This is a genomic window from Streptomyces sp. NPDC001270 (assembly GCF_042896695.1).
In the GTDB taxonomy this organism is placed as follows: Bacteria; Actinomycetota; Actinomycetes; order Streptomycetales; family Streptomycetaceae; genus Streptomyces.
This window is the reverse complement of record NZ_JBIAXM010000044.1, coordinates 30552-52118: the sequence shown is the minus strand read 5'-3', so window position 1 is coordinate 52118 and position 21567 is coordinate 30552. Positions and strand designations below refer to the sequence as shown.

The window sequence follows — 21567 nt, the reverse complement described above, 5'->3', positions numbered from 1 at the left end:
TCACGACGTGACGGGAGAGAGCGCAGCGGCGTGAGGACAGCGGAGCGGTCGGTGCGGGCGGAGCTGTGGGGGCGGCTCGCCGCGTCCGACCCCGGGCTGCTCCGGCTCACCGCGGGGCTGCGCACCGTGACGGCCATCGCGCTCACCCTGCTCGCCCTCGCGCTGCTGCGGGCCGATGTGACCCTTCTGGTCGCCGGAGCGATGGGGGCGATGGCCGGCACCTTCGCCATCCGGGAGAAGCAGCGCGGCAAGCAGGCCGTGACGCTCGCGCTGGGTCTGCCGGTGGCGCTGGCCTCCGTGTCGCTCGGCGCGCTGCTCGACGCGCATGTCGTGATCGGCGACCTGTTCTTCGTGGCGCTCATCTTCTGTGCGGTCTACAGCCGCAGGTTCGGCGACCGGGGCACGGCACTCGGCCTGATCGGCTTCCAGACCTACTTCCTGTCGCTGTTCGTGCGCGCGACCGTGCCGTTGCTGCCGGGCTTGTACGGTGCGCTGGTCCTCGCCTTCGCGTGCAGCGCGGTGACCCGGTTCGTCCTCCTGGCACAGACGCCCGCGGGCGTCCTGGACCGGCTGCGCCGGGCCTTCCGGGCGCGGCTCGCCCAGTTGATCACGGCCCAGATCGAGCTGCTCGACGCCGGTCCGCAGGACGCGGACAAGAGCCTGGAGCTGGTCCGGGTCAGGACCGCCCGGCTGCACGAGTCCGCGCTCATGATCCAGGGCCAGTTGGCGGACGGCACCCCGGACGAGGCGGCGGCGCGGCTGCTCCAGCGGCGGATCGCGGAAGCCGAGATCGCCGCCGAGCGGCTCGGGCTGATGCTGCTGACGGCGCGCGGCTCCGAGCGCGCGGACCCGCTCACCCTGCATCTGCCTGGCGCGCCGCTGCCCTCCGGCGGCGAGCAGCCGATGCGGGACGAGGACAGGGCCGCGCTCCGCCGTGACCTCGGGGCACTGCGCCTGCTGGTGCTGCGGCCGGTGCACGCGGACCGGGGAACGGCGCTGTCGCAGGTCCGCAACCGGCTGCTCGGCTATCGCGACGAGGAGAACCTGCCGCAGGCGCCGCCCGCCGTACGGGACGTCTTCCGTGGTCTCGGCGAGGCCGCGCGGGCGGTCCTGGGTCTGCGGCTCGCCCTGGACGGACCGGTGGACGACTCCGACGACACGCCCGCGACGACCCGCTCGCGCGAGGAGCTGGACGCGGAGGACGCGGCGATCGGGAGCGGCGAGGAGGAGCATGCCGCGGACGAGAAGGCGGCCACCGGGCTGCGGCCCAGCACGCGGGCGGCGGTGCAGGTGGCCGTCGGGTCGTCGCTCGCCATCGTCGGCGGCGAGCTGCTGTCTCCCCAGCGGTGGTACTGGGCGGTGCTGACCTGCTGGATCGTGTTCATCAACACCGCGTCCACCGGCGAGATCCTGGTGAAGGGCTACCGTCGGCTGCTGGGCACGGTCCTCGGGGTGGTGGCGGGCATCGGGCTGGCGGGACTCGTCGGCCACCACACCTGGACGGCGTTCGCGCTGGTGCTGGTGTTCATCTTCGCGATGTTCTACACGGCCCCGCTGTCCTACACGCTGATGTCGTTCTTCGTCACGGCGATGCTCGGGCTGCTGTACACGCTACTCAACACCTACAGCCTCGCCGTCCTGGTGCTGCGGGTGGAGGAGACGGCGCTGGGCGCCGCCTGCGGGATCATCGCGGCGGCGGTGGTGCTGCCGGTGCGGACGGACCGACGCACCAACGAACTGCTGGTCACCGTCCTGGACCAGTTGGCCGACGTCACGCGGTCCGCGGTCGACCAGCTGAGCGGCGCGCCCCCGGTGGACCTGCTGGACAAGGCGCGCCGGCTGGACCAGTCGCTGGCGGACCTGGGGGCCTCCACGCAGCCGCTGACCCATCCGATCACGCCGCTGCGGACCCGCCGGGACACCGCGCGCTACGTGGTGGCGCTGCTGGAGTCGTGCGGGTACCACGCCCGTTCGCTGGCGGCCACCGCCGAACTCCTGCCGTCGAAGCCGTCGATGGCGGCGGACCCGCGGCTGCGCGGGGCGGGCAGCAGGATCGTGCACAACATCGAGGCGATCGCCGCCTCGGTCGCGGGCCGGCACGCGGAGGCCGGGGTCGAGACCGGTCCGAGCATCGCCTCGCTGCTCCAGTCCGGCACGTCGGCCGATGCGCGCTACGGGCAGGTGACGGACCGGGTGCTGCGGCATCTGCAACGGCTGGACGAGACGGTGGTGGGTCTGGCCCGGCCGCTCGGCGTGCCGGTCGCGCGGCGTGGGAACTGACGGCGGCCCGTCGGTCCGGGCGGGTGCCGGGGCACCGGTGCCGCGGGCCGGAGAGGTGAAACAGGTCACGTGACCCGTTCTTTACCGCCGAGCGCCCCTGGATGGTTTAGCGTTCATCCAAGCGTGGACAGGAGGCGGCACTGCCGGTCCTGCCTGGACCACTGCCTACAGCCCTGGCTGGTTTCCCCCGTCCAGCCAGGGCTCTTTCCTGCCGGTCGGCCCAGGTCCGCGCAATTCTCCGGTTCCCGAGGTGCCCGGCGCGGCGGCAGCGGCTGAAATGGGCGTAGGGAGAACTCCGGAACATCCCGCCCGCGAGGAGCCCCGCGCCATGACCAAAGCGATAAGACTGCTGACCGCCCTTCCGCAACCGCAGCGCGAGCGTCTGATGGAGCTGGCGCGGGAGGTGTCCTTCCCCGAGGACACCAGGATCTTCGAGGCCGGCGGCACCGCCGACCGCTTCTGGGTGATCCGGTCGGGCGCGGTCAACCTCGACCAGCAGGTGACCTCCCATCAGCGCGTCACGGTGGCGAGCCTCGGCGCGGGCGACCTGCTCGGCTGGTCATGGCTGTTCCCCCCGTACACCTGGGACTTCGGCGCGGTGGCCTTCAGTTTCGTACGGGCCTACGAGTACGACGCGTCCGCGGTGCTCGCGCTGAGCGTGGAGGACCCGCTGCTCGGGCTGTCGCTGGTGCGGACCGTCGCCGAGATCCTCGCCCACCGTCTGGAGCTGACGCGGGGCAAGCTCATGGACCAGTACACGATCCGCCGCCGGAGCGGGCTGTAGTGCCTCCCGCTGCGGTCGCGCTCCGGTCGCCGCGGCGCCCGGGCTGCGGTCGCACGTCGGATGCGGTGGTGCCTCGGCCGCTCCAGTGCCTCGGCCGCGCTCGCGCTCCGGCTGCTCCCGTGCCTCAGATGCGGTACTGACGCAGCGCCGGAACCGCCGCGGCCAGCCCCACCATGACGGCGACCACGAGCAGGCCGCCACCCGCGACGGCGGCGCGCGGGCCGAAGAGGGAGCCCATCGTGCCGTGCAGCACGTCGGCCAGGCGCGGACCGCCCGCGACGACGACCGTGAACACACCCTGCATGCGGCCGCGCATCTCGTCGGTGGCGGCGGACAGCAGGATCGCCCCGCGGAAGACCATGGAGACCATGTCGGCGACCCCGGCGGCGGCGAGGAACGCCAGCGCGACCCAGAGATTGCGGCTCAGTCCGAAGCCCGCGATCGCCGCGCCCCAGCCGACCACCGCGCCGATGACCATCCAGCCGTGCCGCCGCGCCCGCGAGAACGTGCCGGAGAACAGCCCGCCGATCACCGCCCCGACCGGGATCCCGGCGAACAGCACGCCGAGCGCCAGCCCCTCGCCGTTCGGGGCGAAGGTCTGGGCGGCCAGTTGTGGGAAGAGGGCGCGGGGCATGCCGAAGACCATGGCGATGATGTCGGCGACGAACGAGAGCAGCAGCACCTTGTGCAGGGAGATGTAGCGGAAGCCGTCGGTCACCTCCCGCCAGCCCGCGCGCCGGGCCGCCGGAGTCCCGAGCGGCGGCAGCGCCGGCAGCCGCACGACCGCCCACACCGTGGCGCACAGCGCCACCGCGTCCATGAGGTACAGCTCCGGCAGACCGACCACCGGGATCAGCGCGCCGGCCAGCAGCGGTCCCGCCACCAGGCCGGTCTGCATGACCGTGGATCCGAGGGCGTTCGCGGCGGGCAGTTCCTCCGCCGGGACGAGCCTGGCGATGGAGGCGCTGCGCGCCGGGGAGTTGAGGCCGAAGAACGCCTGCTGCGCCGCGAGCAGGACCATCAGGACGACGACCGAGTCCAGTCCGGTGACGGCCTGCGCCCAGAACAGCAGCGAGGTGACCGCGATGCCGATGTTGGTCACCAGCAGCAGCTTGCGGCGGTCCACCGTGTCGGCGACCGCGCCGCCCCACAGCGCGAAGACGACCATGGGCACCAGACCGGCGAGGCCGGCGTAGCCGACCCAGGCCGAGGAGTGCGTGATGTCGTATATCTGCTTCGGCACGGCGACGGCCGTGAGCTGGCTGCCGACCGAGGTGACGATCGTCGAGGACCACAGCCTGCGGAAGGCGGGGTGGCGCAGGGGGCGGGTGTCCATCGCCCAGCGGCGCCAGCCGCCCTTCGGCTCTGCCGCCGGAAGGGGGGCGTCGGGCTGCGGCGCGGTACTGCCGTCGGTGCTCTCGGTGGTGTCCACGTGCTTCCTGGTTGCTCGTTACAACTTTCGAATCCGGGCTTCACTATGGCGCACCGGCCCCGCCCGCCGAAACGATGCCTCGGGACGTCTCAGGATCCGGCGACGAGCAGCGCCCCGAGCGTGATCATGGTCACCGCGACCAGCCCGTCCAGCACCCGCCAGGCCCGTGGCCCGGCGAGGATCCGGCCGAGCGGCCGGGCACCGAAGCCGAGTGCGGTGAACCAGCACAGGCTGGCCAGCGCCGCGCCGAGGCCGAACGTCCAGCGCAGCGGGCCGCGGTCGGCGGCGAGCGAGCCGAGCAGGAACACGGTGTCCAGGTAGACGTGCGGATTGAGCCAGGTCAGCGCGAGACAGGTGAGCACCGCCCGCCGCCTCGAACCCGCCGCCGTCCCCTCCGCGCGCAGTCCCCCGGCGCCCGGCCCGAGCACACGGCGGGCGGCGAGGGCGCCGTAGCAGAGCAGAAAGGCGCCGCCGATCAGCCCGACCGCCCTCAGCGCCCCGGGCCAGGCCACCACCACCGCGCCTACCCCGCCGACGCCCAGCGCGATGAGCACCGCGTCGGAGAGCGCGCAGATGCCGACGACCGCGAGGACCGCGTCCCGGCGGATGCCCTGGCGCAGGACGAACGCGTTCTGGGCGCCGATGGCGACGATGAGCGAGAGGCCGGTGCCGAACCCGGCGGCAGCGGCGGTCAGGGCGCTGGACATGCCGGTGACGCTAACGACGTGATCACTCGACGTACAGCTAAGGATTTTTACGTAGCATTAGCGCGACTACAGACAGAGGGCAGGGGAGAAGGGGCGGACCGCGATGATGATGCCGGAGCTGCCCCTCGACCAGGTGCGGACGCTGCTCGCGGTGGTGGACGAGGGCACGTTCGACGCGGCGGCGGCCGCCCTGCACGTGACGCCCTCGGCGGTCAGCCAGCGGGTGAAGGCGCTGGAGCAGCGCACGGGCCGGGTGCTGCTCCAGCGCACCAAGCCGGTGCGGCCGACGGAGTCCGGCGCGGTGCTCGTGCGGTTCGCCAGGCAGTTGGCCCGACTGGACCGGGACGCGCGGGGTGAACTGGGGCTCAGCGGGGCCGGGGAGCCCACACGGGTGTCGGTGGCGGTGAACGCGGACTCGCTGGCCACCTGGTTCCTTGCGGCGCTGCGACGGGTGCCGCGCCGGCCGCGGATCTGCTTCGAACTGCGACGCGAGGACGAGGACCACACGGCGGCGCTGCTGCGCGAAGGGCTGGTGATGGCCGCGGTGACCTCGTCGCCCGACCCGGTGCCGGGCTGCTCCGTGCGCCCGCTGGGACGGATGCGCTATCTCCCCGTGGCGAGCCCCGGGTTCGCCACGGAGCATCTGGGCGGACCGCCGGCGACGGCGCTGGCCGCGGCGCCGGTGGTCGTCTTCGACCGGCGGGACGACTTCCAGGACGACTTCGTGCGGGCGCTGGGCGGCGGCGCCGGTGCCGCGAGCGCGCTGCGGCACCACGTTCCCACCTCCGAGGGGTTCGCCGCGGCCGTCGCCGCGGGACTCGGCTGGGGCATGGTGCCGCAGACCCAGGCCGACCCGCTGCTGCACGCCGGTCGTCTGGTCCGGCTGGTTCCCGGGCGATGGGTCGATGTCCCGCTGTACTGGCAGCAGTGGAAGATCGACTCCCCCGCGCTGGCGGCGGTGGCCGACGCGGTGGCGGTGACGGCCGGGGAGAACCTGCGGCCCCACGGGAACTGACCGGGTACCGGCGGCGCCACCCGGCTGGCCGGACGCTCGGGCCCGCTTCGGCTTCCCGTCCTCGTACAGCCAGGTCTGGAACAGCGCGCCCAGATCCTTCCCGGACTCCTGCTCGGCCAGGCGCACGAACTCCACAGGTCATCGAGCCCTGCGGCCGGCCGGCGACGAACGCGCCGTCGTCGGTGGGGACCCAGCCGTCGACGTTGCCGTCCGGGTCGGTGACGGGCTCGAGGGTGCCGTTGTGGGCGACCGTGACGGTGAACTCCTGGTCCCTGCACAGGGCCTGATGCGGTGTGATGAGGATTTCCTGGCCGATGCGGCCGACGCCCGCGTTCGCGCGGTCGACGGTGACGCCGGTGACCTCCAGCCCCCGCAGGTCGGCGTCGAAGCGGGTGAGCATCTGACGTTCCGTTACGACACCGCCACCCGGCACCTCGACGGCACGGCCGTCCTCACCGTCCGCGCCACTCAGCCTTGAGGGGCGGCCAGGGATCGATCCGCCACAGGCTATGAGAGACCCCGCCTGAATTACTCACTTTTATGGAAAATTGTGCCGCGTCGTCCACTGGTCGGCCGGTTTCGCCACAGTACGCTCACGACACCGTCCGCACCGGAGAGAGGCCACGATCGTGAGCGTGCGTGTGCGTCGCATCTACGAACCGCCGGAACCCGACGACGGCTTGCGGGTCCTGGTCGACCGGCTGTGGCCGCGCGGCATGGCCAAGGACGCGGCCGAGGTGGACGAATGGCCGAAGACGCTGACCCCGTCGACCGAACTGCGCCAGTGGTACCACGCGGGCGAAGGCGGCTACGAGGAGTTCCGCCGCCGGTACGAGGCGGAACTCGCGGAGCCCGGGGCCACCGAACTGCTCGACGGCCTGCGCACCGCGGCCCGCAAGGGCCCGGTGACGCTGCTCACCGCGTCCAAGAACCCGGAGCAGAGCCATGCGGCGGTGCTGGCCGGAGTGTTGAGCGACTGACCCGGCCGACTCACCCGGTCTGCCGCGCCGCCGCCCGCCCCGCGGCACGCCCGGAGAAGAGGCAGCCGCCGAGGAAGGTGCCCTCCAGCGCGTTGTAGCCGTGGACACCGCCGCCGCCGAAACCGGCCACCTCCCCGGCCGCGTACAGCCCGCCGATGGGCTGCCCGTCGGCGCCCAGGGCGCGCGAGTCCAGGTCGGTCTGGATGCCGCCGAGCGTCTTGCGGGTCAGGATGTGCAGCTTGACGCCGATGAGCGGGCCGGCGGCCGGGTCGAGGATGCGGTGCGGGACGGCGACCCGGCCGAGGCGGTCGCCGATGTAGCGGCGGGCGTTGCGGATGCCCTGGATCTGCGAGTCCTTGCTGTAGGGGTTGTCGATCTGCAGGTCACGGGCCTCGATCTGGCGGCGCACCTCGGCCGGGTCGAGGAGCGGCTCGTCCGTGAGCCCGTTCATCTTCGCCACGAGGCGTTCGAGGGTCTCGGCGGTCACGAAGTCCGCGCCGTGCCGCAGGAATGCCTGCACCGGCCCGGGGGCGCCCTTGCCGAGCAGCCGGTCCCGCAGGACCGCCTTGCGGTCCTTGGCGGTGATGTCCGGGTTCTGTTCGGAGCCCGACAGCGCGAACTCCTTCTCGATGATCTTCCGGGTGAGGACGAACCAGGAGTGGTCGTGGTCCTTGAGGTCATCGGTGGTGCGCAGGTGCCGGAGGGTGCTCAGGGTGTCGTAGCCGGGCAGGCACGGGTCGGGCAGCCGGCGGCCGAGGGCGTCCAGCCAGACGGAGGAGGGGCCGGGCAGGATGCGGATGCCGTGGCCGGGCCAGACCGGGTCCCAGTTGCGCAGCCCCTCGGTGTAGTGCCACATGCGGTCCCGGTTGACCAGGCGCGCGCCCGCCTCGGCGCTGATGCCCAGCATCCGGCCGTCTACGTGCGCCGGGACGCCGGTGACCATGTGCGCGGGCGGCGTGCCCAGCCGCTCGGGCCAGAACCGGCGCACGATGTCGTGGTCGGCGCCGATGCCGCCGCTGGTGACGATCACGGCCTGGGCGCTCAGTTCGAAGTCGCCGATCCGGTCCCGGTTGGAGGGGACACCGCGCGGCGCGTCGTCGGGGGCGAGGACGGTACCGCGCACACCGGTGGCCTGCCCCGCCTCGACGACCAGTTCGTCCACCCGGTGCCGGTGGTGGAAGGTGAGCAGCCCGTCCTGGACGGCCTGCCGGGCGTGGCGCGCGAACGGCTCGACGACACCGGTGCCGGTGCCCCAGGCGATGTGGAAACGCGGTACGGAGTTGCCGTGCCCGTCGGCGCGCAGGTCGCCACGCTCGGCCCAGCCGACGGTGGGCAGCAGGGAGATGCCGTGCCCCTGCAGCCAGGAGCGCTTCTCGCCGGCCGCGAACTCGACGTAGGCGCGCGCCCAGCGCACCGCCCAGGAGTCCTCGTCCGCGAGCCGGTCGAACCGCGCGCTGCCCTGCCAGTCGTTCCAGGCGAGGTCGAAGGAGTCCTTGACGCCGAGGCGCCGCTGCTCCGGGGAGTCGACGAGGAAGAGGCCGCCGAAGGACCAGAACGCCTGGCCGCCGAGGTTGGCGGCGTTCTCCTGGTCGACCAGGGCGACGCGCCGGCCCCGGCTGGTGAGTTCGTGCGCCGCGACCAGACCGGCGAGGCCCGCTCCGACGACGATGACGTCCGCGTCCATGGTGACCGTTTCCTTCCCTCGGCAAATGTCTCTACGAGTCGTGCCACGAGCCGTGCGGGGCGCCGTTGCCGTCGGTCAGCAGCGCGGTGAGCAGCCGGCGGAGCCAGGCACGGGCGGCGTCCACGTCCCGGTCCAGCAGCAGTTGGGTGGTGACGCCGTCGTAGGCGGCGACCACGGCGCGCGCGGCGCCGTCCGCGCCGCCGAGCGCGGCGGGCAGCGCGGTGTGGCCCGCGGCCCGGGAGAGCCGGTCCGCGATCGCCTGCCGCAGGCGCGTCCGGTGGCCGAGGAGCGCCTGTGCCACGGCGGGGTCGCGGGCGGCGTGCACCAGGAAGTCGGTCTTGACCAGCAGCCAGTCCACGTCCAGCAGGAGCACCTCGGTGACCCGGTCCGCGGCGGCGGGGACGTCCAGGCCGGGTCCGTCGAGCGCCAGCGCGGCGGCCACCTGCTCGGTAATAAGGTCGGCCCGGTCCCGGTAGAGGGCGAAGAACAGCTCGTCCAGGGTGGCGAAGTTGGAGTAGAAGGCGCCCCGGCTGAAGCCCGCGGCCTCACAGATCTCCTCGATGGAGACGCGGCCGAAACCCTTGGCGGCGAAGACGGTGAACGCGGCGTCCAGCAGCCTGGCCCGGGTCCGGACCCGGCGCCGGGTCAGCCGCCCGGCCGTCGTCTGCGCCATCGCCCGGCCCTCCGTTCGATACGCGAATGTATCGGATACGCCGATGTATCGAAAGGCCCGGAAGGCCGGAAGGCCCGCGGCGCGGCACGGCGATCACCGAACGACGATCATGGGAACATATTTTCGATTCAAGGGTTACGCTGGCGGCATGGCCACGCACCTGCAGGGCTCTCTGTTCGACCAGGGCGACGAGCCGCGGCTCGCCGCCCTCGGCGGAACCCGCCGCACCGTGCTGGGCGCCGGCGCCTGGATCGACGTGCTGCCCGGCTGGCTGAGCGGGGCGGACACGCTGTTCGAACGGCTGGCCGCGGACGTGCCGTGGCACGCGGAGCGGCGCGCGATGTACGACAACGTCGTCGACGTACCACGGCTGCTCGCCTTCTACCGGGCAGGCGAGGCGCTGCCGCACCCGGTGCTGGCCGAGGCCCGCGACGCGCTCTCTGGGCACTACGCCGACGAACTGGGCGAGCCCTTCACCACGGCCGGCCTGTGCCACTACCGCGACGGCCGGGACAGCGTCGCCTGGCACGGCGACCGGTTCGGACGGGGCGCCCGCGAGGACACCATGGTCGCGATCCTCTCCGTGGGCACGCCCCGGGACCTGCTGCTGCGCCCGGTGGGCGGCGGCCACTCGGTCCGCCGGCCGCTCGGCCACGGCGATCTCATCGTGATGGGCGGCTCCTGCCAGCGGACCTGGGAACACTGCATCCCGAAAACGGCGCGCGCCACGGGGCCGCGCATCAGCATCCAGTTCCGCCCGCACGGCGTACGGTGATCTCCGGCGCCCCCCGCGCACGGCGGCGGCCGGCGCATCTGGTTGGCTGTCCGCGTCGGACAGCACGCTCAGGACTCGGGGAGATCATGCAGGCAGACGTACGCCAAGTCGCCGACGGCGCCTACCTGGTGCACGGGAACAACACCAACTGGGTGATCCTCAAGGACGGGGACGCCGTGACCCTGGTGGACACCGGCTACCCCGGGGACCGGCAGCCGCTCCTCGACTCCCTGGCCGCGGTGGGCAGTGCGCCCGAGGCGGTCACCGCCGTACTGATCACACACGCGCACAACGACCACCTGGGCTCGGCCGAGTACCTGCGCAGCACCTACGGCACCCCGGTCTACCTGCACAAGGCCGAAGTCCCGCACGCCCGCCGGGAGTTCCTCCAGCAGGTGTCCGTGGGCGCGGTGCTGCGCAACGCCTGGCGGCCGGGCGTCGTGCCCTGGCTCGTGCACGTGCTGCGGGTCGGAGGCACGGAGCAGCATCCGGTCGGCGCTCCGGAGTCGTTCCCCGGCGACGGTGCGCTGGACCTGCCGGGCCGGCCCGTCCCGGTGCACACGCCCGGCCACACCGACGGGCACACCGTGTACCACCTGCCCCACCTCGGCATCGTCATCTCCGGTGACGCCCTGGTCAGCGGCCACCCGACCGCCCGGCTGCGGGGACCCCAGTTGCTGCCGGTCATGTTCGACCACGACCGGGCCCGTACGGTGGCCTCGCTGGAGCTGATCGCACAGCTCGACGGCGACACCCTGCTGCCGGGTCACGGGCCGGTCCACCACGGGCCGGTGCGCGATGCTGCCGAACTGGCCCGGACGCGGGCCGGCTGAGGCACCCGCCCGCCGGGCGGCCGCCCACTCCGCACCGCCCGCCGCGGCAGGCCGTAGGGTTCGTGCCATGGCCTTGCAGATCAGCGCCACCAATCCGGAGCACCCCGCGCTCCTGCTCGAACTCCCCTGGGGCCTGCCCCTGGAGGAGTGGCCCGAGGAATACCTCGTGCCGCTCCCCCGGGGCATCTCCCGGCACGTGGTGCGCTACGCCCGGGCCGGCAGCGAGGTCATCGCGGTCAAGGAACTCGCCGACCGGCCCGCGCTGCGCGAGTACGGACTGCTGCGCGACCTGGACCGGCTCGGCATCCCCGCCGTCGACCCACTGGCCATGATCACGGGCCGCGCCGACGGCACCGGGGAGCCGCTGGAGTCCGCGCTGGTCACCCGGCACCTGCGCGGCTCGATGCCGTACCGCTCGATGTTCGAGACCACCATGCGTCCGGAGACCATGCACCGGCTGATGGACGCGCTGGCCGTGCTGCTGGTGCGGCTGCACCTGGCCGGGTTCGCCTGGGGCGACTGCTCGCTGTCCAACACGCTGTTCCGGCGTGACGCGGGCGCCTACGCCGCCTATCTGGTGGACGCCGAGACCGGCGATCTGCACACGCGGCTCAGCCCCGGCCAGCGTGAGTACGACCTCGACCTGGCGCGCGTCAACATCAGCGGCGAGCTGATGGACCTGGAGGCGTCCGGGGCGCTGCACCCGTCCGTGGACCCCGTCGAGTTCGGCCACGAGATCTGCACCCGCTACGACGGCCTGTGGCAGGAGCTGACCCGCACCTCGGTCTACCCGGCCGGCAAGTACCACTACATCGAGCGCCGCATCCGGCGCCTGAACGACCTCGGTTTCGACGTCGCCGAGATGCAGATCGAGCACTCCTCCACCGGTGACTCGGTCACCTTCGTGCCCAAGGTCGTCGACGCGGGCCACCACCAGCGCCAGTTGCTGCGCCTGACCGGTCTGGACACGGAGGAGAACCAGGCCAGGCGGCTGCTGAACGACCTGGAGAGCTGGATGGCCACCCAGGACGACTACGCGCCCGGCGACCCCCTCAGCACCCGGGACGAGGTGCTGGCCCACCGCTGGGTGCGGGACGTGTTCCGGCCTACCGTGCGGGCCGTGCCGCCCGAGCTGCGCGGCGCGATGGATCCCGCGGAGATCTACCACCAGCTGCTCGAACACCGCTGGTACCTGTCCGAGCGCGCACAGCACGACATAGGGCTGGACACGGCGGTCGCCGACTACATCGAGAACGTCCTGCCCAAGGCCCGCGCGACGCTGGAGCCGACGGCCCCCGAGTGAACGGGCCGCCGGTCCGGGGGCGCCGCGGACTGCGCGGCGCCCCAGGGACCGGTGGTGGTCCGGCGGGGCCCGGTCAGTCGTGTGGGACCACGGCCACCGGGCACGACGCGTGGTGCAGCACCCCGTGGGCCACCGAGCCGATGCGGGCGCCGACCGCCGTGCGGTGCGCCCGGCGGCCCACGACCATCAGCTGGGCCCGCGCCGCGACCGACAGCAGTACCTGACCCGCGCTGCCCATCTCGATGTGCTCGGTGACGGGCACGTCGGGGAACCGCTCCCGCCACGGCCCGAGCGCCTCGGCCAGCGCCTCCTTCTCGTACGGCTCCAGGCCCCCGGCGTCGTCCAGGAGTTTCATCGAGCCTGGGCTGTAGGCGAAGACGGGCGGCAGGGTCCACGCCCGGACGGCCAGGAGCGCGGCCCGGCGGGCCGCCGCGGTCTCGAACGCGAACCGCAGCGCGGCGGCGCTGTCCTCGGGGTCGCCCTGCTGGCCCACGACCACGTCCCGGCCGGCCGCCTCGGCGGCGGCCCGGTCCCCGGCGCGCACCAGCACCACCGGCCGCCGGGCCTCGGCGATCACCTGCTGGCCGACGGAGCCGAGCAGGAACCCCACGACCGGTCCGTGGCCGCGTGAGCCGAGCGCCAGCAGTTCGGCCCCGGCCGCGGCGGCGAGCAGCGCCTCGGCGGCGTGGCCCTCGACGACGTCCGTGGTGACGGTCAGCTCCGGGTGCCGCTCGGTGACCAGGCGGACCGCCCGGTCCGTCGCGTCGCGCACCCAGGCCCGCTGGGTCTCCCGGTCCGCCGCGGCGGTCGCCGCGTGGTGCTGGGGGTGCCAGGCGTGCACCACGTGCAGGGGCCGGTCCCGGCGGACGGCCTCGCGGGCCGCCCACGCCAGTGCGGCCAGGCTCTCCTCCGTACCGTCGACCCCCGTCGTGATCGGGCGTGTCATGCGCAGCCTCCTCGTCGTCGCGCGTGTGCGGGGTCAGTCTTCCCCACCCGGGCCGGGTCGCGGGTGCGCTCCGGCGTGGCAGAGCGAAGCCGGCGGATCGAACATACGATGGCGTGGACCGGTGCGGTGACGACGGCGACACCGTCCCGTGGACAAGACCTCTCGGGGTGGGAGACGTATGGCACAGGCCGCCGACACAGCGCGGACCGTCATTTTGACCGTGGACGACGACCCGGGTGTTTCGCGCGCCGTCGCCCGCGACCTGCGGCGCCGTTACGGCGAGTCGTACCGGATCGTGCGCGCGGAGTCCGGCGAATCGGCGCTGGGCGCGCTGCGCGAGCTGAAGCTGCGCGGCGACCTGGTCGCCGTGATCCTCGCCGACTACCGGATGCCGCAGATGAACGGCATCGAGTTCCTGGAGCAGGCCCTGGACGTGTACCCGGGCGCGCGGCGGGTGCTGCTGACCGCGTACGCGGACACGAACGCGGCGATCGACGCGATCAACGTCGTCGATCTCGACCACTACCTGCTCAAGCCGTGGGACCCGCCGGAGGAGAAGCTGTATCCGGTGCTCGACGACCTGCTGGAGTCCTGGCGCAGCAGCGACCACCGGCCGGTGCCCAGCACCAAGGTCGTCGGTCACCGCTGGTCGGCCCGGTCCTCGGACGTACGGGAGTTCCTGGCCCGCAACCAGGTGCCGTACCGCTGGTACTCGGTCGACGAGCCGGAGGGCCGGCGGCTGCTGGCGGCGGCCGGACAGGACGGGCAGAACCTCCCGCTGGTGATCACCCCCGACGGGACGGTGCTGGTCGAACCCGAGGCGCCGGAGCTGGCCGCGAAGGTGGGCCTGGCGACGACCCCCACGGCCGACTTCTACGACCTCGTCGTCATCGGCGGCGGACCCGCCGGGCTCGGCGCGGCCGTGTACGGGGCCTCAGAGGGGCTGCGGACGGTGCTCGTGGAGCGGTCGGCGACCGGCGGGCAGGCCGGGCAGAGCTCCCGCATCGAGAACTACCTGGGCTTCCCGGACGGTGTCTCCGGGGCACAGCTCACCGACCGGGCCCGGCGGCAGGCCGCCAAGTTCGGCGCCGAGATCCTCACCGCCCGCGAGGTGACCGGTCTGGAGGTCAACGGCGCGGCGCGGGTGGTGCGGTTCGCGGACGGTTCCGCGGTGGCGGCGCACAGCGTGATCCTGGCGACCGGGGTGCAGTACCGGCAGCTGACCGCCGACGGCTGCACCGGGCTGACCGGCTGCGGCGTGTTCTACGGCTCCGCGCTGACCGAGGCCGCCGCCTGCCAGGGACACGACGTGTACATCGTCGGCGGCGCCAACTCGGCCGGACAGGCCGCGATGTACCTGGCCCGGGGCGCCAAGTCGGTCACGCTGCTGGTGCGCGGCGCGGACCTGTCGGCCTCCATGTCGTACTACCTGATCCAGCAGATCAACGAGGCGCCCAACATCTTCGTGCGCTGCCACACCGTCGTCGAGGCCGCGCACGGCACGGACCACCTGGAACAGCTGACGCTGCGGCACGCGGTGACCGGGGAGACGGAACGGGTCGACGCCCAGTGGATGTTCGTGTTCATCGGCGCGGCCCCGCTCACCGACTGGCTGGACGGTACGGTGCTGCGCGACGAGCGCGGGTTCATCCTGTCCGGGCCCGATCTGACGGCCGACGGCAGGCCGCCCGCGCACTGGGAGCTGGACCGGCCACCGTACCACCTGGAGACCAGCGTTCCCGGGGTGTTCGTGGCGGGTGACGCGCGCGCCGAGTCCGCCAAACGCGTCGCGTCGGCCGTCGGCGAGGGAGCCATGGCCGTGATGCTCGTCCACCGGTATCTGGAGCAGTCATGAGCGGTCGGTTGATGCCGTGCAGTCCCAAGGAGATCGGCACGCTGTTCCTGTTCGAGAAACTCGAACCGGAGCAGTTGGGCCGGCTGTGCCGGGAGGGGCGGGTGGAACTGCACGACCCCGGCCCGGTGTACACCGAGGGCGAGCCCGCCACCTGTTTCTACGTCATGCTCGACGGCACCGTCGTCCTGTCCCGCCGGGTGGCGGGCGACGACGTGGAGACCAACCGCACCTCGCAGCGCGGCGTGTACGCGGGCGCCATGCAGGCATACCTGAGCGACCGGGTGCGGCAGGTGTACCGCAACTCGATGCGCGTCACCGAGCCGACAAGGTTCTTCGTGCTGCCCGCCGACACGTTCGCGGACATCATGGACGAGTGGTTCCCGATGGCGGTGCACCTGCTGGAGGGGCTGTTCTTCGGTTCGAAGAACACGCAGGCGACCGTCGGACAGCGGGAACGGCTGCTGGCACTCGGCTCGTTGTCGGCCGGTCTCACCCATGAGCTGAACAACCCGGCGGCAGCCGCCGTGCGGGCCACCGCGACCCTGCGCGAGCGGGTGGCGAAGATGCGGCACAAGCTGGCCGTCATCACCGAGGGCCCCTTCTCCCGCGAGGAGCTGGCCGCGCTCATCGAGGTCCAGGAACGCACCGCTGAACGGGTCGCCAAGGCTCCCTCGCTCAGTCCGCTGGAGGCCACCGACCGGGAGGACGCCCTCACCGACTGGCTCGACGAGCACGGCGTCGACAACGGCTGGCAGGTCGCGCCCACCTTCGTGCAGGCCGGGCTCGACGTCGACTGGCTGGAGGAAGCGGCGGCAGCGGTCGGCGAGGAGATCCTGCCCGGCGTGATCGGCTGGCTCAACTACACGATCGAGACCGAGCTGCTGATGAACGAGATCGAGGACGCCACCTCCCGGATCTCGCACCTGGTCGACGCGGCCAAGCAGTACTCGCAGCTGGACCGGGCGCCCTACCGGGTGGTGGACGTGCACGAACTCCTCGACAGCACGCTGCTGATGCTGTCCGCCAAGATCGGCCCGCGGATCGACGTCGTCAAGGAGTACGACCGTACGCTCCCGCCGATCACGGCCTACCCGGCGGAGCTGAACCAGGTGTGGACCAACCTGATCGACAACGCGGTCGCGGCGATCGGCAGCGCGGGGGGCGAGGGCACGCTGACCGTCCGCACGGCGCCGGTCCACGAACAGATCCTCGTCGAGTTCCGTGACACCGGTCCGGGAGTCGCACCGGAGATCCGCGACCGCATCTTCGACCCCTTCTTCACGACGAAGCCGGTCGGCGAGGGCACCGGGCTGGGCCTGGACATCTCCTGGCGGATCATCGTCAACAAGCACCACGGCAGCATCCGGGTCACGTCGGTGCCCGGCGACACCCGTTTCCAGGTCCTGCTCCCGCTGGCCGCCGAGACACCTGAGGAGGCAGCATGACCGACATCGCGATCGATCCCGCCGTTCCACCGAGCGGTACCGGCTGCGTGGAGTGCGACGAGGCCGGCGGCTGGTGGTTCCACCTGCGGCGCTGCACGGAGTGCGGGCACATAGGCTGCTGCGACGACTCCCCCGCCAAGCACGCCACCGCCCACTACGAGGCCACTGGCCACCCGCTGATCCGCAGTTTCGAGCCGGACGAGGACTGGTTCTGGAACTACGACACACAGGAGCTGTACGAGACCGGCCCGGAACTCGCTCCCCCGGCCGCACACCCGACGGACCAGCCCGTCCCCGGCCCGGCAGGCCGCGTACCAGCGAACTGGGCACAATCCCTCCGCTGAAACCGAATCCCGCGCCCCCCGAAAGGGGCGCGGGGAACTGCGCGACCGGCCCCCACACACCCGCAGACAACCCACAACCCACCCACCTCCACAGGGGCGCGGGGAACTGCGCAACCCACCCCAGCCCCCACGCACCCGCGGTCGAACGACGACGTCCCATCAGCCCACCCAGCGAAGCGTCACCCGCACAGCAGGGCGAACTCCGCACCCCCCAGCAAAAACGCGCCCACCCCGAAGTCCGCGGTGCTGTCGTAGGTGACGGGCTGGCTGGACTCGGGGCGGTCGCCGACGTTCTGGACGTAGCCGAGGAAACCGTCCGGGTGGACGGCGGTGCCGACCAGGCCCTGCCACGCGCGGGTGACCACGGGCAGGTACGCGGACCGGCCGACCAGTCCGGCCCGCACCGCGTACGCGGTGCCGTACAGGAAGAAGGACGTACCGCTGGTCTCGGGTCCCGGCAGGTGGCCGGGGTCGGCGAGGTTCACGTTCCAGAAGCCGTCCGCGCGCTGCACCGTTCCGACCGCCCGGACCAGGCGGACCAGTGTGTCCCGGTACTCGGCGGTGTGCGGCTCGGTCGGCGGCAGGGCCTTCAGGGTCTTGCTGTGTCCGCCGGCCACCCAGCCGTTGCCGCGCGACCAGACGACCGGCCGGCCACTCGGCGAGACGATCCCGCCGGGCAGGAACCGCTTGTCGCGGTACCAGAGCCCGGTGGCGTCGTCGTGGAGTCCGGGCCCGCCCTCTGTTCGCTTGGTGTGGTTGTAGAGGGCGTACAGCTTGTCCCAGTACCGCCGGTCGCCGCGCAGGGCACCGATCCGGGCGAACGGGGGCATCGCCATGTGCAGGGCGTCGTCCCACCACCAGTCGTCGTTCTTGTCCGGCTGGTCGGTGTACACCATCCGGTGCAGGGACTCCTCGATGGCGGCGATCTTGTGCGCGTCCGGCTCGATCTCGTACAGGTCGAGGTAGGTCTGCCCGGCGTTGTGGTTGTCGGCGTGACGGGTGGTGACGCCGCCGTTGAGCGCGTAGTCGTGTTTCTCGGCCCATGCCTTCGCGTAGGCGAGGTGGCGGGGCTCGCCGGCGAGGCGGTACAGGGCGAGCAGACCGCTGAAGAAGGTGGCGTTGGCCCAGCCGTTGTCGCCGGGGTCCTGGTGGGCGCCGATCCAGTGGTCGGCGACCCGGCGCAGGACGGCGACCACCTCCGCTCTGCGGGGCAGGGCCGGGGGCGCGGCGGAGGCGGGCGCGGCGGACAGGATCGTCGCGGTGGCCGCGAGCGCGGTCCCGCCGGTGAGTAACTGACGTCGGTTCACTGGTGCGACTCCTTCACTGTGGGGGGGGGTCACCGGGTGCCGGGCGTGCGGGAGCAGTCGAGCGTGTCCAGGTCGACGGCGTCGGCCATGGCCTGCATGCCCTTGTCGCCTGGGTGGAGGTGGTCACCGGCGTCGAGGAAGGGCAGCATCCGCTCGGGGTCGTACGGGCTGCGCAGGACGCGGTCGAAGTCGGTGACGGCGTCGAACAGCCCGCTGGTCCTGATGAACGCGTTCGCCTCCTGGCGTACGGCCTCGGCGTCCGGGTCCCACTCGGGCCAGCCCTTGAACGGGCCGACGGTCGCGCCGACGACGCACTTGCCGGCGGCGTGCGCCCGGTCGGCGATCTCGCGGTATCCGGCGATCAGGTCCTCGGCCGTGACGCCGGTGTGCGCCTTGATGTCGTTGACGCCTTCGAAGAGGAAGACGGTGCGGACCCCGGGCAGCGACAGGACGTCCCGGTCGAGCCGGTTCAGGGCGCTCTGTCCGGCGCCGTCCGCGAGGACCTTGTTGCCGGAGATCCCCTCGTTGGCAACGCCCTTGACCGTGGACTGCGCGGTCGCGAGGCGCCGGGCGAGGTAGTCGGGCCAGCGGCGGTTGGTGTCGCCGGTGGACGCCCAGCCGTCGGTGATGGAGTCGCCGAGCGCCGCCACGGCCCCGGTGGCGGTGTTCCCCGGCCGTACGGAGACGGCGTCGAGATAGGCCCAGGAGCCGGTCGTGGCGGACCAGTTGGCGGCGGAGTCCTCGGCGGTGTGGTCGCCGTCGCTGAGGTACGACGTCTGCATCGCCATGCCGTGGCCGGTGACCGGGCCCGCCGCGTCCGGGCTGTGCAGGCTCACCACCAGATCGGTCGCGGCGGGCAGGGTGCCGGGCAGCGGGTCGCTCCACACGGCGGCGCCCGCGGGCACGGTGACCGTGCGGGCACCGTCGAAGGTCAGTCGCTTGTTGCTGCCCTTCTTGAGTGCGGCGCCCTCGGCCCGGATCCCGGCGTGGACGCCGTCGAACGTCACCGGACGGTCCCCGAAGACGTTGGACAGCCGGATCCGCGTCCCGGTACCGCCGGCACTGGTGTGCACGATCAGCCGGTAGCCGCGGTCGGCGACGGCGTCGCCGATCCGGTCGGCGCTCGCCGCCCAGATCACGACGGAGTCCGGGTCGGCGCCGGCCGTCCGGCCGACGGCGGTCTGGGGGGCGTCGCTCGCGTGGGCGAGCGCGGTCTGGCCGACGGCGATCACGAGGATGACGACGACGGCGCGGCAGACGTGGGCGAGTCGCCCGGTCACCGGGTGATCCCTTCGAGGGTGACCGGGGCCACCGCGCTCTCCATGGCCGGGGCGGTGGCCGTCCCGGCGGGTGCCTCCGGAACGGCGGGTGCCACGGGGTGGGCGGGTGCTTCCCGATCGACGATTGGCTCCGGAACGACGGGTGCCTCCGGAACGGCGTCGGCCAGGCGCGCGGCGGCGGCCGGGACGGCGGCGGCTCTGTGCCCGCGCGCGGGCGGGGCGGTGTACGAGGGGGACCGCACGGGTCGTACCTCCTGTGTGTTCGGGGTCGGGGCGGCTCAGCCCTTGCCCGGTCCATGGGTGGAAGGTGCTGTGGTGAACGACCGGATCGCGGCGGACGGTCCGGGGAGGGGACCGTGGGACAGGAGCGTCGCGGCGATCCGTGAGGCGGCCGTGATGTGCGCCGGGAACGACTCGGGGGGTGAGGTCGAGCGCATGGCCGGGAACCTATGACCGTTATTTTCTACTGTCAATAAATGAAACAGCAGTTGTCGAACGGGCAGTTGGCCCGGATTCCGGACCGCGCCCGACGCCTCGGCGGCCCTGCGTGACCGCGCCACCGGGTGATCGGCCGCGCCCCAACTGTGTGTCAGCCGCGGAGATCTGACGGCGTGCGAGAAGGTTGCCTCGCCCCATACGGAACATTTCGCCCCGAATCAATGGACATGGGAGTGAAGACCGGATGATCTCAGGAACGGTGGGCAGGGGAGCGGTGCTCGGAACGCTCGCGCTCTCGCTGCTCGCGATGCCGGCCCAGGCCACGCCCGGCCGGGCCGGCGACGAGGCGCCGAGCGCGCTGCCGGCACCGGACACCGCGGGACTGCGCGACGTGCTGCGCTCGGCGGTGGCGCAGGGCGCGCCCGGTGCCATGGCCCGGATCGACGACCGCGGAAGCGTGTACACGGCGGCGCGGGGCTTCGCCGACCAGGGCACCCGGCGGGCCATCGGCACCGCCGACCGCTTCCGCGTCGGCAGTGTCACCAAGGTCTTCTCGGCCGTCGTCCTGCTGCAGTTGGCGGACGAGCGCAAGCTCAGCCTGGACGCTCCCGTCAACCGGTATCTGCCCGGTCTGCTGCCCGACGACCGGATCACCGTGCGGCACGTGCTGAGCCACCGCAGCGGCCTGTACGACTACACCAACGACATGTTCGCCAAGACCGTCTCCGGTTTCGAGACGGTGCGCAACAAGGTCTACTCCTACCGCCAGCTGGTCGACCTCTCGCTGAAGAAGCCGCGCACCAACACGCCCGGCGCCGCCTACGCCTACTCGAACACCAACTTCGTGGTGGCCGGGATGCTGATCGAGAAGATCACCGGGCACTCCGTGCGCTCCGAGTACGAGAACCGCATCTTCAAGCCGCTGAAGCTGCACGACACCTCGTACGTGCACCCCGACGTCAAGATCCAGGGCCGGTACGCGCGCGGCTACCTCACCCCGGACACGCCCGGAGAGGCGCTGGTCGACTCGACCGAGCAGACGGTCTCCTGGGCGCAGAGCGCCGGCGCCGTCATCTCCAGCACCCGGGACCTCAACACCTTCCTCTCCGCGCTCGCCGACGCCAAGCTGACCTCGGCCGCGGCGCTGGCGGAGATGGAACGGTTCACGAAGGTGGACAGCACGACGGCGTACGGCCTCGGGCTGCGCCGCCGCACCCTGTCCTGCGGCGTCTCGGTGCAGGGCCACACGGGCGTCGTCCAGGGCTACTACACCTACGCCTTCACCAGCGGGGACGGCCGGCGCAGCGTCACGGCGCTGGCCAACACCTCCAACAACGTGAAGGTGCTCAACACGATGGCGGGCACGCTGGAGTCGGCGTTCTGCGGGAAGCGGCGGACGGACCGGAAGCGGGCCATGACGGCCGTCGCACGCACCGAGGACATCGCCCCGTCGGTGATCCGCCACTGAGTGGACCGCGGGAACCAT

20 protein-coding genes are annotated in these 21567 nt (G+C 72.5%); 12 read left to right on the top strand and 8 right to left on the bottom strand.

Features of this window, described 5'->3' with window-relative positions; all coding sequences use genetic code 11:
* The first annotated feature begins 30 nt into the window (after positions 1-30).
* A complete protein-coding gene (locus ACFY2B_RS40730) occupies positions 31-2280 on the top strand; it encodes an FUSC family protein (protein ID WP_390768110.1) in 2250 nt (749 codons plus the stop codon).
* Positions 2281-2608: 328 nt separating this feature from the next.
* Positions 2609-3064: a cyclic nucleotide-binding domain-containing protein gene (locus ACFY2B_RS40725; RefSeq protein ID WP_376538368.1), complete on the top strand. Its 456-nt coding sequence runs from the start codon at positions 2609-2611 to the stop codon at positions 3062-3064.
* 124 nt (positions 3065-3188) lie between these two features.
* On the opposite strand, the gene ACFY2B_RS40720 is transcribed toward ACFY2B_RS40725, so the two are convergent.
* Together ACFY2B_RS40720 and ACFY2B_RS40715 are read right to left on the bottom strand one after the other, a co-directional pair.
* On the bottom strand, positions 3189-4496 hold the full coding sequence (locus ACFY2B_RS40720; protein ID WP_390768109.1) for an MFS transporter: 1308 nt from the start codon (positions 4494-4496) through the stop codon (positions 3189-3191).
* An 89-nt stretch (positions 4497-4585) separates the two neighbouring features.
* Positions 4586-5203, bottom strand: a complete 618-nt coding sequence (locus tag ACFY2B_RS40715; RefSeq protein WP_390768108.1) for a LysE/ArgO family amino acid transporter — start codon at positions 5201-5203, stop codon at positions 4586-4588.
* 106 nt (positions 5204-5309) lie between these two features.
* Here ACFY2B_RS40715 and ACFY2B_RS40710 point away from each other — a divergent pair, with 106 nt between their 5' ends.
* From ACFY2B_RS40710 to ACFY2B_RS40700, 3 genes are all read left to right on the top strand, one after another.
* Positions 5310-6218: a LysR family transcriptional regulator ArgP gene (locus ACFY2B_RS40710; RefSeq protein WP_390768119.1), complete on the top strand. Its 909-nt coding sequence runs from the start codon at positions 5310-5312 to the stop codon at positions 6216-6218.
* Between the two features lie 241 nt (positions 6219-6459).
* On the top strand, positions 6460-6696 hold the full coding sequence (locus ACFY2B_RS40705; RefSeq protein WP_390768107.1) for a hypothetical protein: 237 nt from the start codon (positions 6460-6462) through the stop codon (positions 6694-6696).
* Positions 6697-6847: 151 nt separating this feature from the next.
* On the top strand, positions 6848-7198 hold the full coding sequence (locus ACFY2B_RS40700; RefSeq protein ID WP_390768106.1) for a DUF488 domain-containing protein: 351 nt from the start codon (positions 6848-6850) through the stop codon (positions 7196-7198).
* Between the two features lie 10 nt (positions 7199-7208).
* Here ACFY2B_RS40700 and ACFY2B_RS40695 read toward each other — a convergent pair whose 3' ends face one another.
* Positions 7209-8882 carry an FAD-binding dehydrogenase gene (locus tag ACFY2B_RS40695; RefSeq protein ID WP_390768105.1) on the bottom strand — a complete coding sequence of 558 codons (1674 nt, stop codon included), beginning with the start codon at positions 8880-8882 and terminating at the stop codon, positions 7209-7211.
* 31 nt (positions 8883-8913) lie between these two features.
* Positions 8914-9555 carry a TetR/AcrR family transcriptional regulator gene (locus ACFY2B_RS40690; protein WP_390768104.1) on the bottom strand — a complete coding sequence of 214 codons (642 nt, stop codon included), beginning with the start codon at positions 9553-9555 and terminating at the stop codon, positions 8914-8916.
* Between the two features lie 148 nt (positions 9556-9703).
* Here ACFY2B_RS40690 and ACFY2B_RS40685 point away from each other — a divergent pair, with 148 nt between their 5' ends.
* From ACFY2B_RS40685 to ACFY2B_RS40675, 3 genes are all read left to right on the top strand, one after another.
* A complete protein-coding gene (locus ACFY2B_RS40685; RefSeq protein WP_390768103.1) occupies positions 9704-10330 on the top strand; it encodes an alpha-ketoglutarate-dependent dioxygenase AlkB in 627 nt (208 codons plus the stop codon).
* An 86-nt stretch (positions 10331-10416) separates the two neighbouring features.
* Complete coding sequence (locus tag ACFY2B_RS40680; protein ID WP_390768102.1) at positions 10417-11163, top strand: MBL fold metallo-hydrolase; 747 nt, start codon at positions 10417-10419, stop codon at positions 11161-11163.
* A 67-nt stretch (positions 11164-11230) separates the two neighbouring features.
* Positions 11231-12466 carry a DUF4032 domain-containing protein gene (locus tag ACFY2B_RS40675; RefSeq protein WP_390768101.1) on the top strand — a complete coding sequence of 412 codons (1236 nt, stop codon included), beginning with the start codon at positions 11231-11233 and terminating at the stop codon, positions 12464-12466.
* Positions 12467-12539: 73 nt separating this feature from the next.
* Here the strand turns inward: ACFY2B_RS40675 and ACFY2B_RS40670 are convergent, their stop codons facing one another.
* Positions 12540-13412, bottom strand: coding sequence for a universal stress protein (locus tag ACFY2B_RS40670; RefSeq protein ID WP_390768100.1), 873 nt, complete (start codon positions 13410-13412; stop codon positions 12540-12542).
* Between the two features lie 178 nt (positions 13413-13590).
* On the opposite strand from ACFY2B_RS40670, the gene ACFY2B_RS40665 reads away from it, so the two are divergent.
* Genes ACFY2B_RS40665 through ACFY2B_RS40655 form a run of 3 tightly spaced genes read left to right on the top strand, consistent with a single transcriptional unit; the run spans position 13591 to position 17056 of the window.
* A complete protein-coding gene (locus ACFY2B_RS40665; protein WP_390768099.1) occupies positions 13591-15267 on the top strand; it encodes an FAD-dependent oxidoreductase in 1677 nt (558 codons plus the stop codon).
* Positions 15264-16712 carry an ATP-binding protein gene (locus ACFY2B_RS40660; protein WP_390768098.1) on the top strand — a complete coding sequence of 483 codons (1449 nt, stop codon included), beginning with the start codon at positions 15264-15266 and terminating at the stop codon, positions 16710-16712. Before ACFY2B_RS40665 ends, ACFY2B_RS40660 begins: the two co-directional genes overlap by 4 nt.
* On the top strand, positions 16709-17056 hold the full coding sequence (locus tag ACFY2B_RS40655; protein WP_390768097.1) for a UBP-type zinc finger domain-containing protein: 348 nt from the start codon (positions 16709-16711) through the stop codon (positions 17054-17056). The genes ACFY2B_RS40660 and ACFY2B_RS40655 overlap by 4 nt, the downstream gene beginning before the upstream one ends.
* A 179-nt stretch (positions 17057-17235) precedes the next feature.
* Here the strand turns inward: ACFY2B_RS40655 and ACFY2B_RS40650 are convergent, their stop codons facing one another.
* From ACFY2B_RS40650 to ACFY2B_RS40640, 3 genes are read right to left on the bottom strand one after another with little or no spacing between them, the layout of a single operon-like run.
* The gene (locus ACFY2B_RS40650) at positions 17236-18363 is read right to left on the bottom strand and encodes a glycoside hydrolase family 88 protein (RefSeq protein ID WP_390768096.1); all 1128 of its coding nucleotides are present in this window, start codon (positions 18361-18363) and stop codon (positions 17236-17238) included.
* 29 nt (positions 18364-18392) lie between these two features.
* Positions 18393-19643, bottom strand: a complete 1251-nt coding sequence (locus ACFY2B_RS40645; protein ID WP_390768095.1) for an SGNH/GDSL hydrolase family protein — start codon at positions 19641-19643, stop codon at positions 18393-18395.
* The gene (locus ACFY2B_RS40640; RefSeq protein WP_390768094.1) at positions 19640-19885 is read right to left on the bottom strand and encodes a hypothetical protein; all 246 of its coding nucleotides are present in this window, start codon (positions 19883-19885) and stop codon (positions 19640-19642) included. The genes ACFY2B_RS40645 and ACFY2B_RS40640 overlap by 4 nt, the downstream gene beginning before the upstream one ends.
* Positions 19886-20325: 440 nt before the next feature.
* On the opposite strand from ACFY2B_RS40640, the gene ACFY2B_RS40635 reads away from it, so the two are divergent.
* Positions 20326-21549, top strand: coding sequence for a serine hydrolase domain-containing protein (locus ACFY2B_RS40635; RefSeq protein WP_390768093.1), 1224 nt, complete (start codon positions 20326-20328; stop codon positions 21547-21549).
* Positions 21550-21567: the final 18 nt, after the last annotated feature.

Excerpts from the sequence above, each read along its gene's own strand:
- ACFY2B_RS40725 (WP_376538368.1), top strand. The coding sequence starts at position 2,609 with ATGACCAAAGCGATAAGACTGCTGACCGCCCTTCCGCAACCGCAGCGC.
- ACFY2B_RS40715 (WP_390768108.1), bottom strand. The coding sequence starts at position 5,203 with ATGTCCAGCGCCCTGACCGCCGCTGCCGCCGGGTTCGGCACCGGCCTC.
- ACFY2B_RS40710 (WP_390768119.1), top strand. The coding sequence starts at position 5,310 with ATGATGCCGGAGCTGCCCCTCGACCAGGTGCGGACGCTGCTCGCGGTG.
- ACFY2B_RS40695 (WP_390768105.1), bottom strand. The coding sequence starts at position 8,882 with ATGGACGCGGACGTCATCGTCGTCGGAGCGGGCCTCGCCGGTCTGGTC.
- ACFY2B_RS40690 (WP_390768104.1), bottom strand. The coding sequence starts at position 9,555 with ATGGCGCAGACGACGGCCGGGCGGCTGACCCGGCGCCGGGTCCGGACC.
- ACFY2B_RS40685 (WP_390768103.1), top strand. The coding sequence starts at position 9,704 with ATGGCCACGCACCTGCAGGGCTCTCTGTTCGACCAGGGCGACGAGCCG.
- ACFY2B_RS40680 (WP_390768102.1), top strand. The coding sequence starts at position 10,417 with ATGCAGGCAGACGTACGCCAAGTCGCCGACGGCGCCTACCTGGTGCAC.
- ACFY2B_RS40675 (WP_390768101.1), top strand. The coding sequence starts at position 11,231 with ATGGCCTTGCAGATCAGCGCCACCAATCCGGAGCACCCCGCGCTCCTG.
- ACFY2B_RS40670 (WP_390768100.1), bottom strand. The coding sequence starts at position 13,412 with ATGACACGCCCGATCACGACGGGGGTCGACGGTACGGAGGAGAGCCTG.
- ACFY2B_RS40665 (WP_390768099.1), top strand. The coding sequence starts at position 13,591 with ATGGCACAGGCCGCCGACACAGCGCGGACCGTCATTTTGACCGTGGAC.
- ACFY2B_RS40660 (WP_390768098.1), top strand. The coding sequence starts at position 15,264 with ATGAGCGGTCGGTTGATGCCGTGCAGTCCCAAGGAGATCGGCACGCTG.
- ACFY2B_RS40655 (WP_390768097.1), top strand. The coding sequence starts at position 16,709 with ATGACCGACATCGCGATCGATCCCGCCGTTCCACCGAGCGGTACCGGC.
- ACFY2B_RS40635 (WP_390768093.1), top strand. The coding sequence starts at position 20,326 with ATGATCTCAGGAACGGTGGGCAGGGGAGCGGTGCTCGGAACGCTCGCG.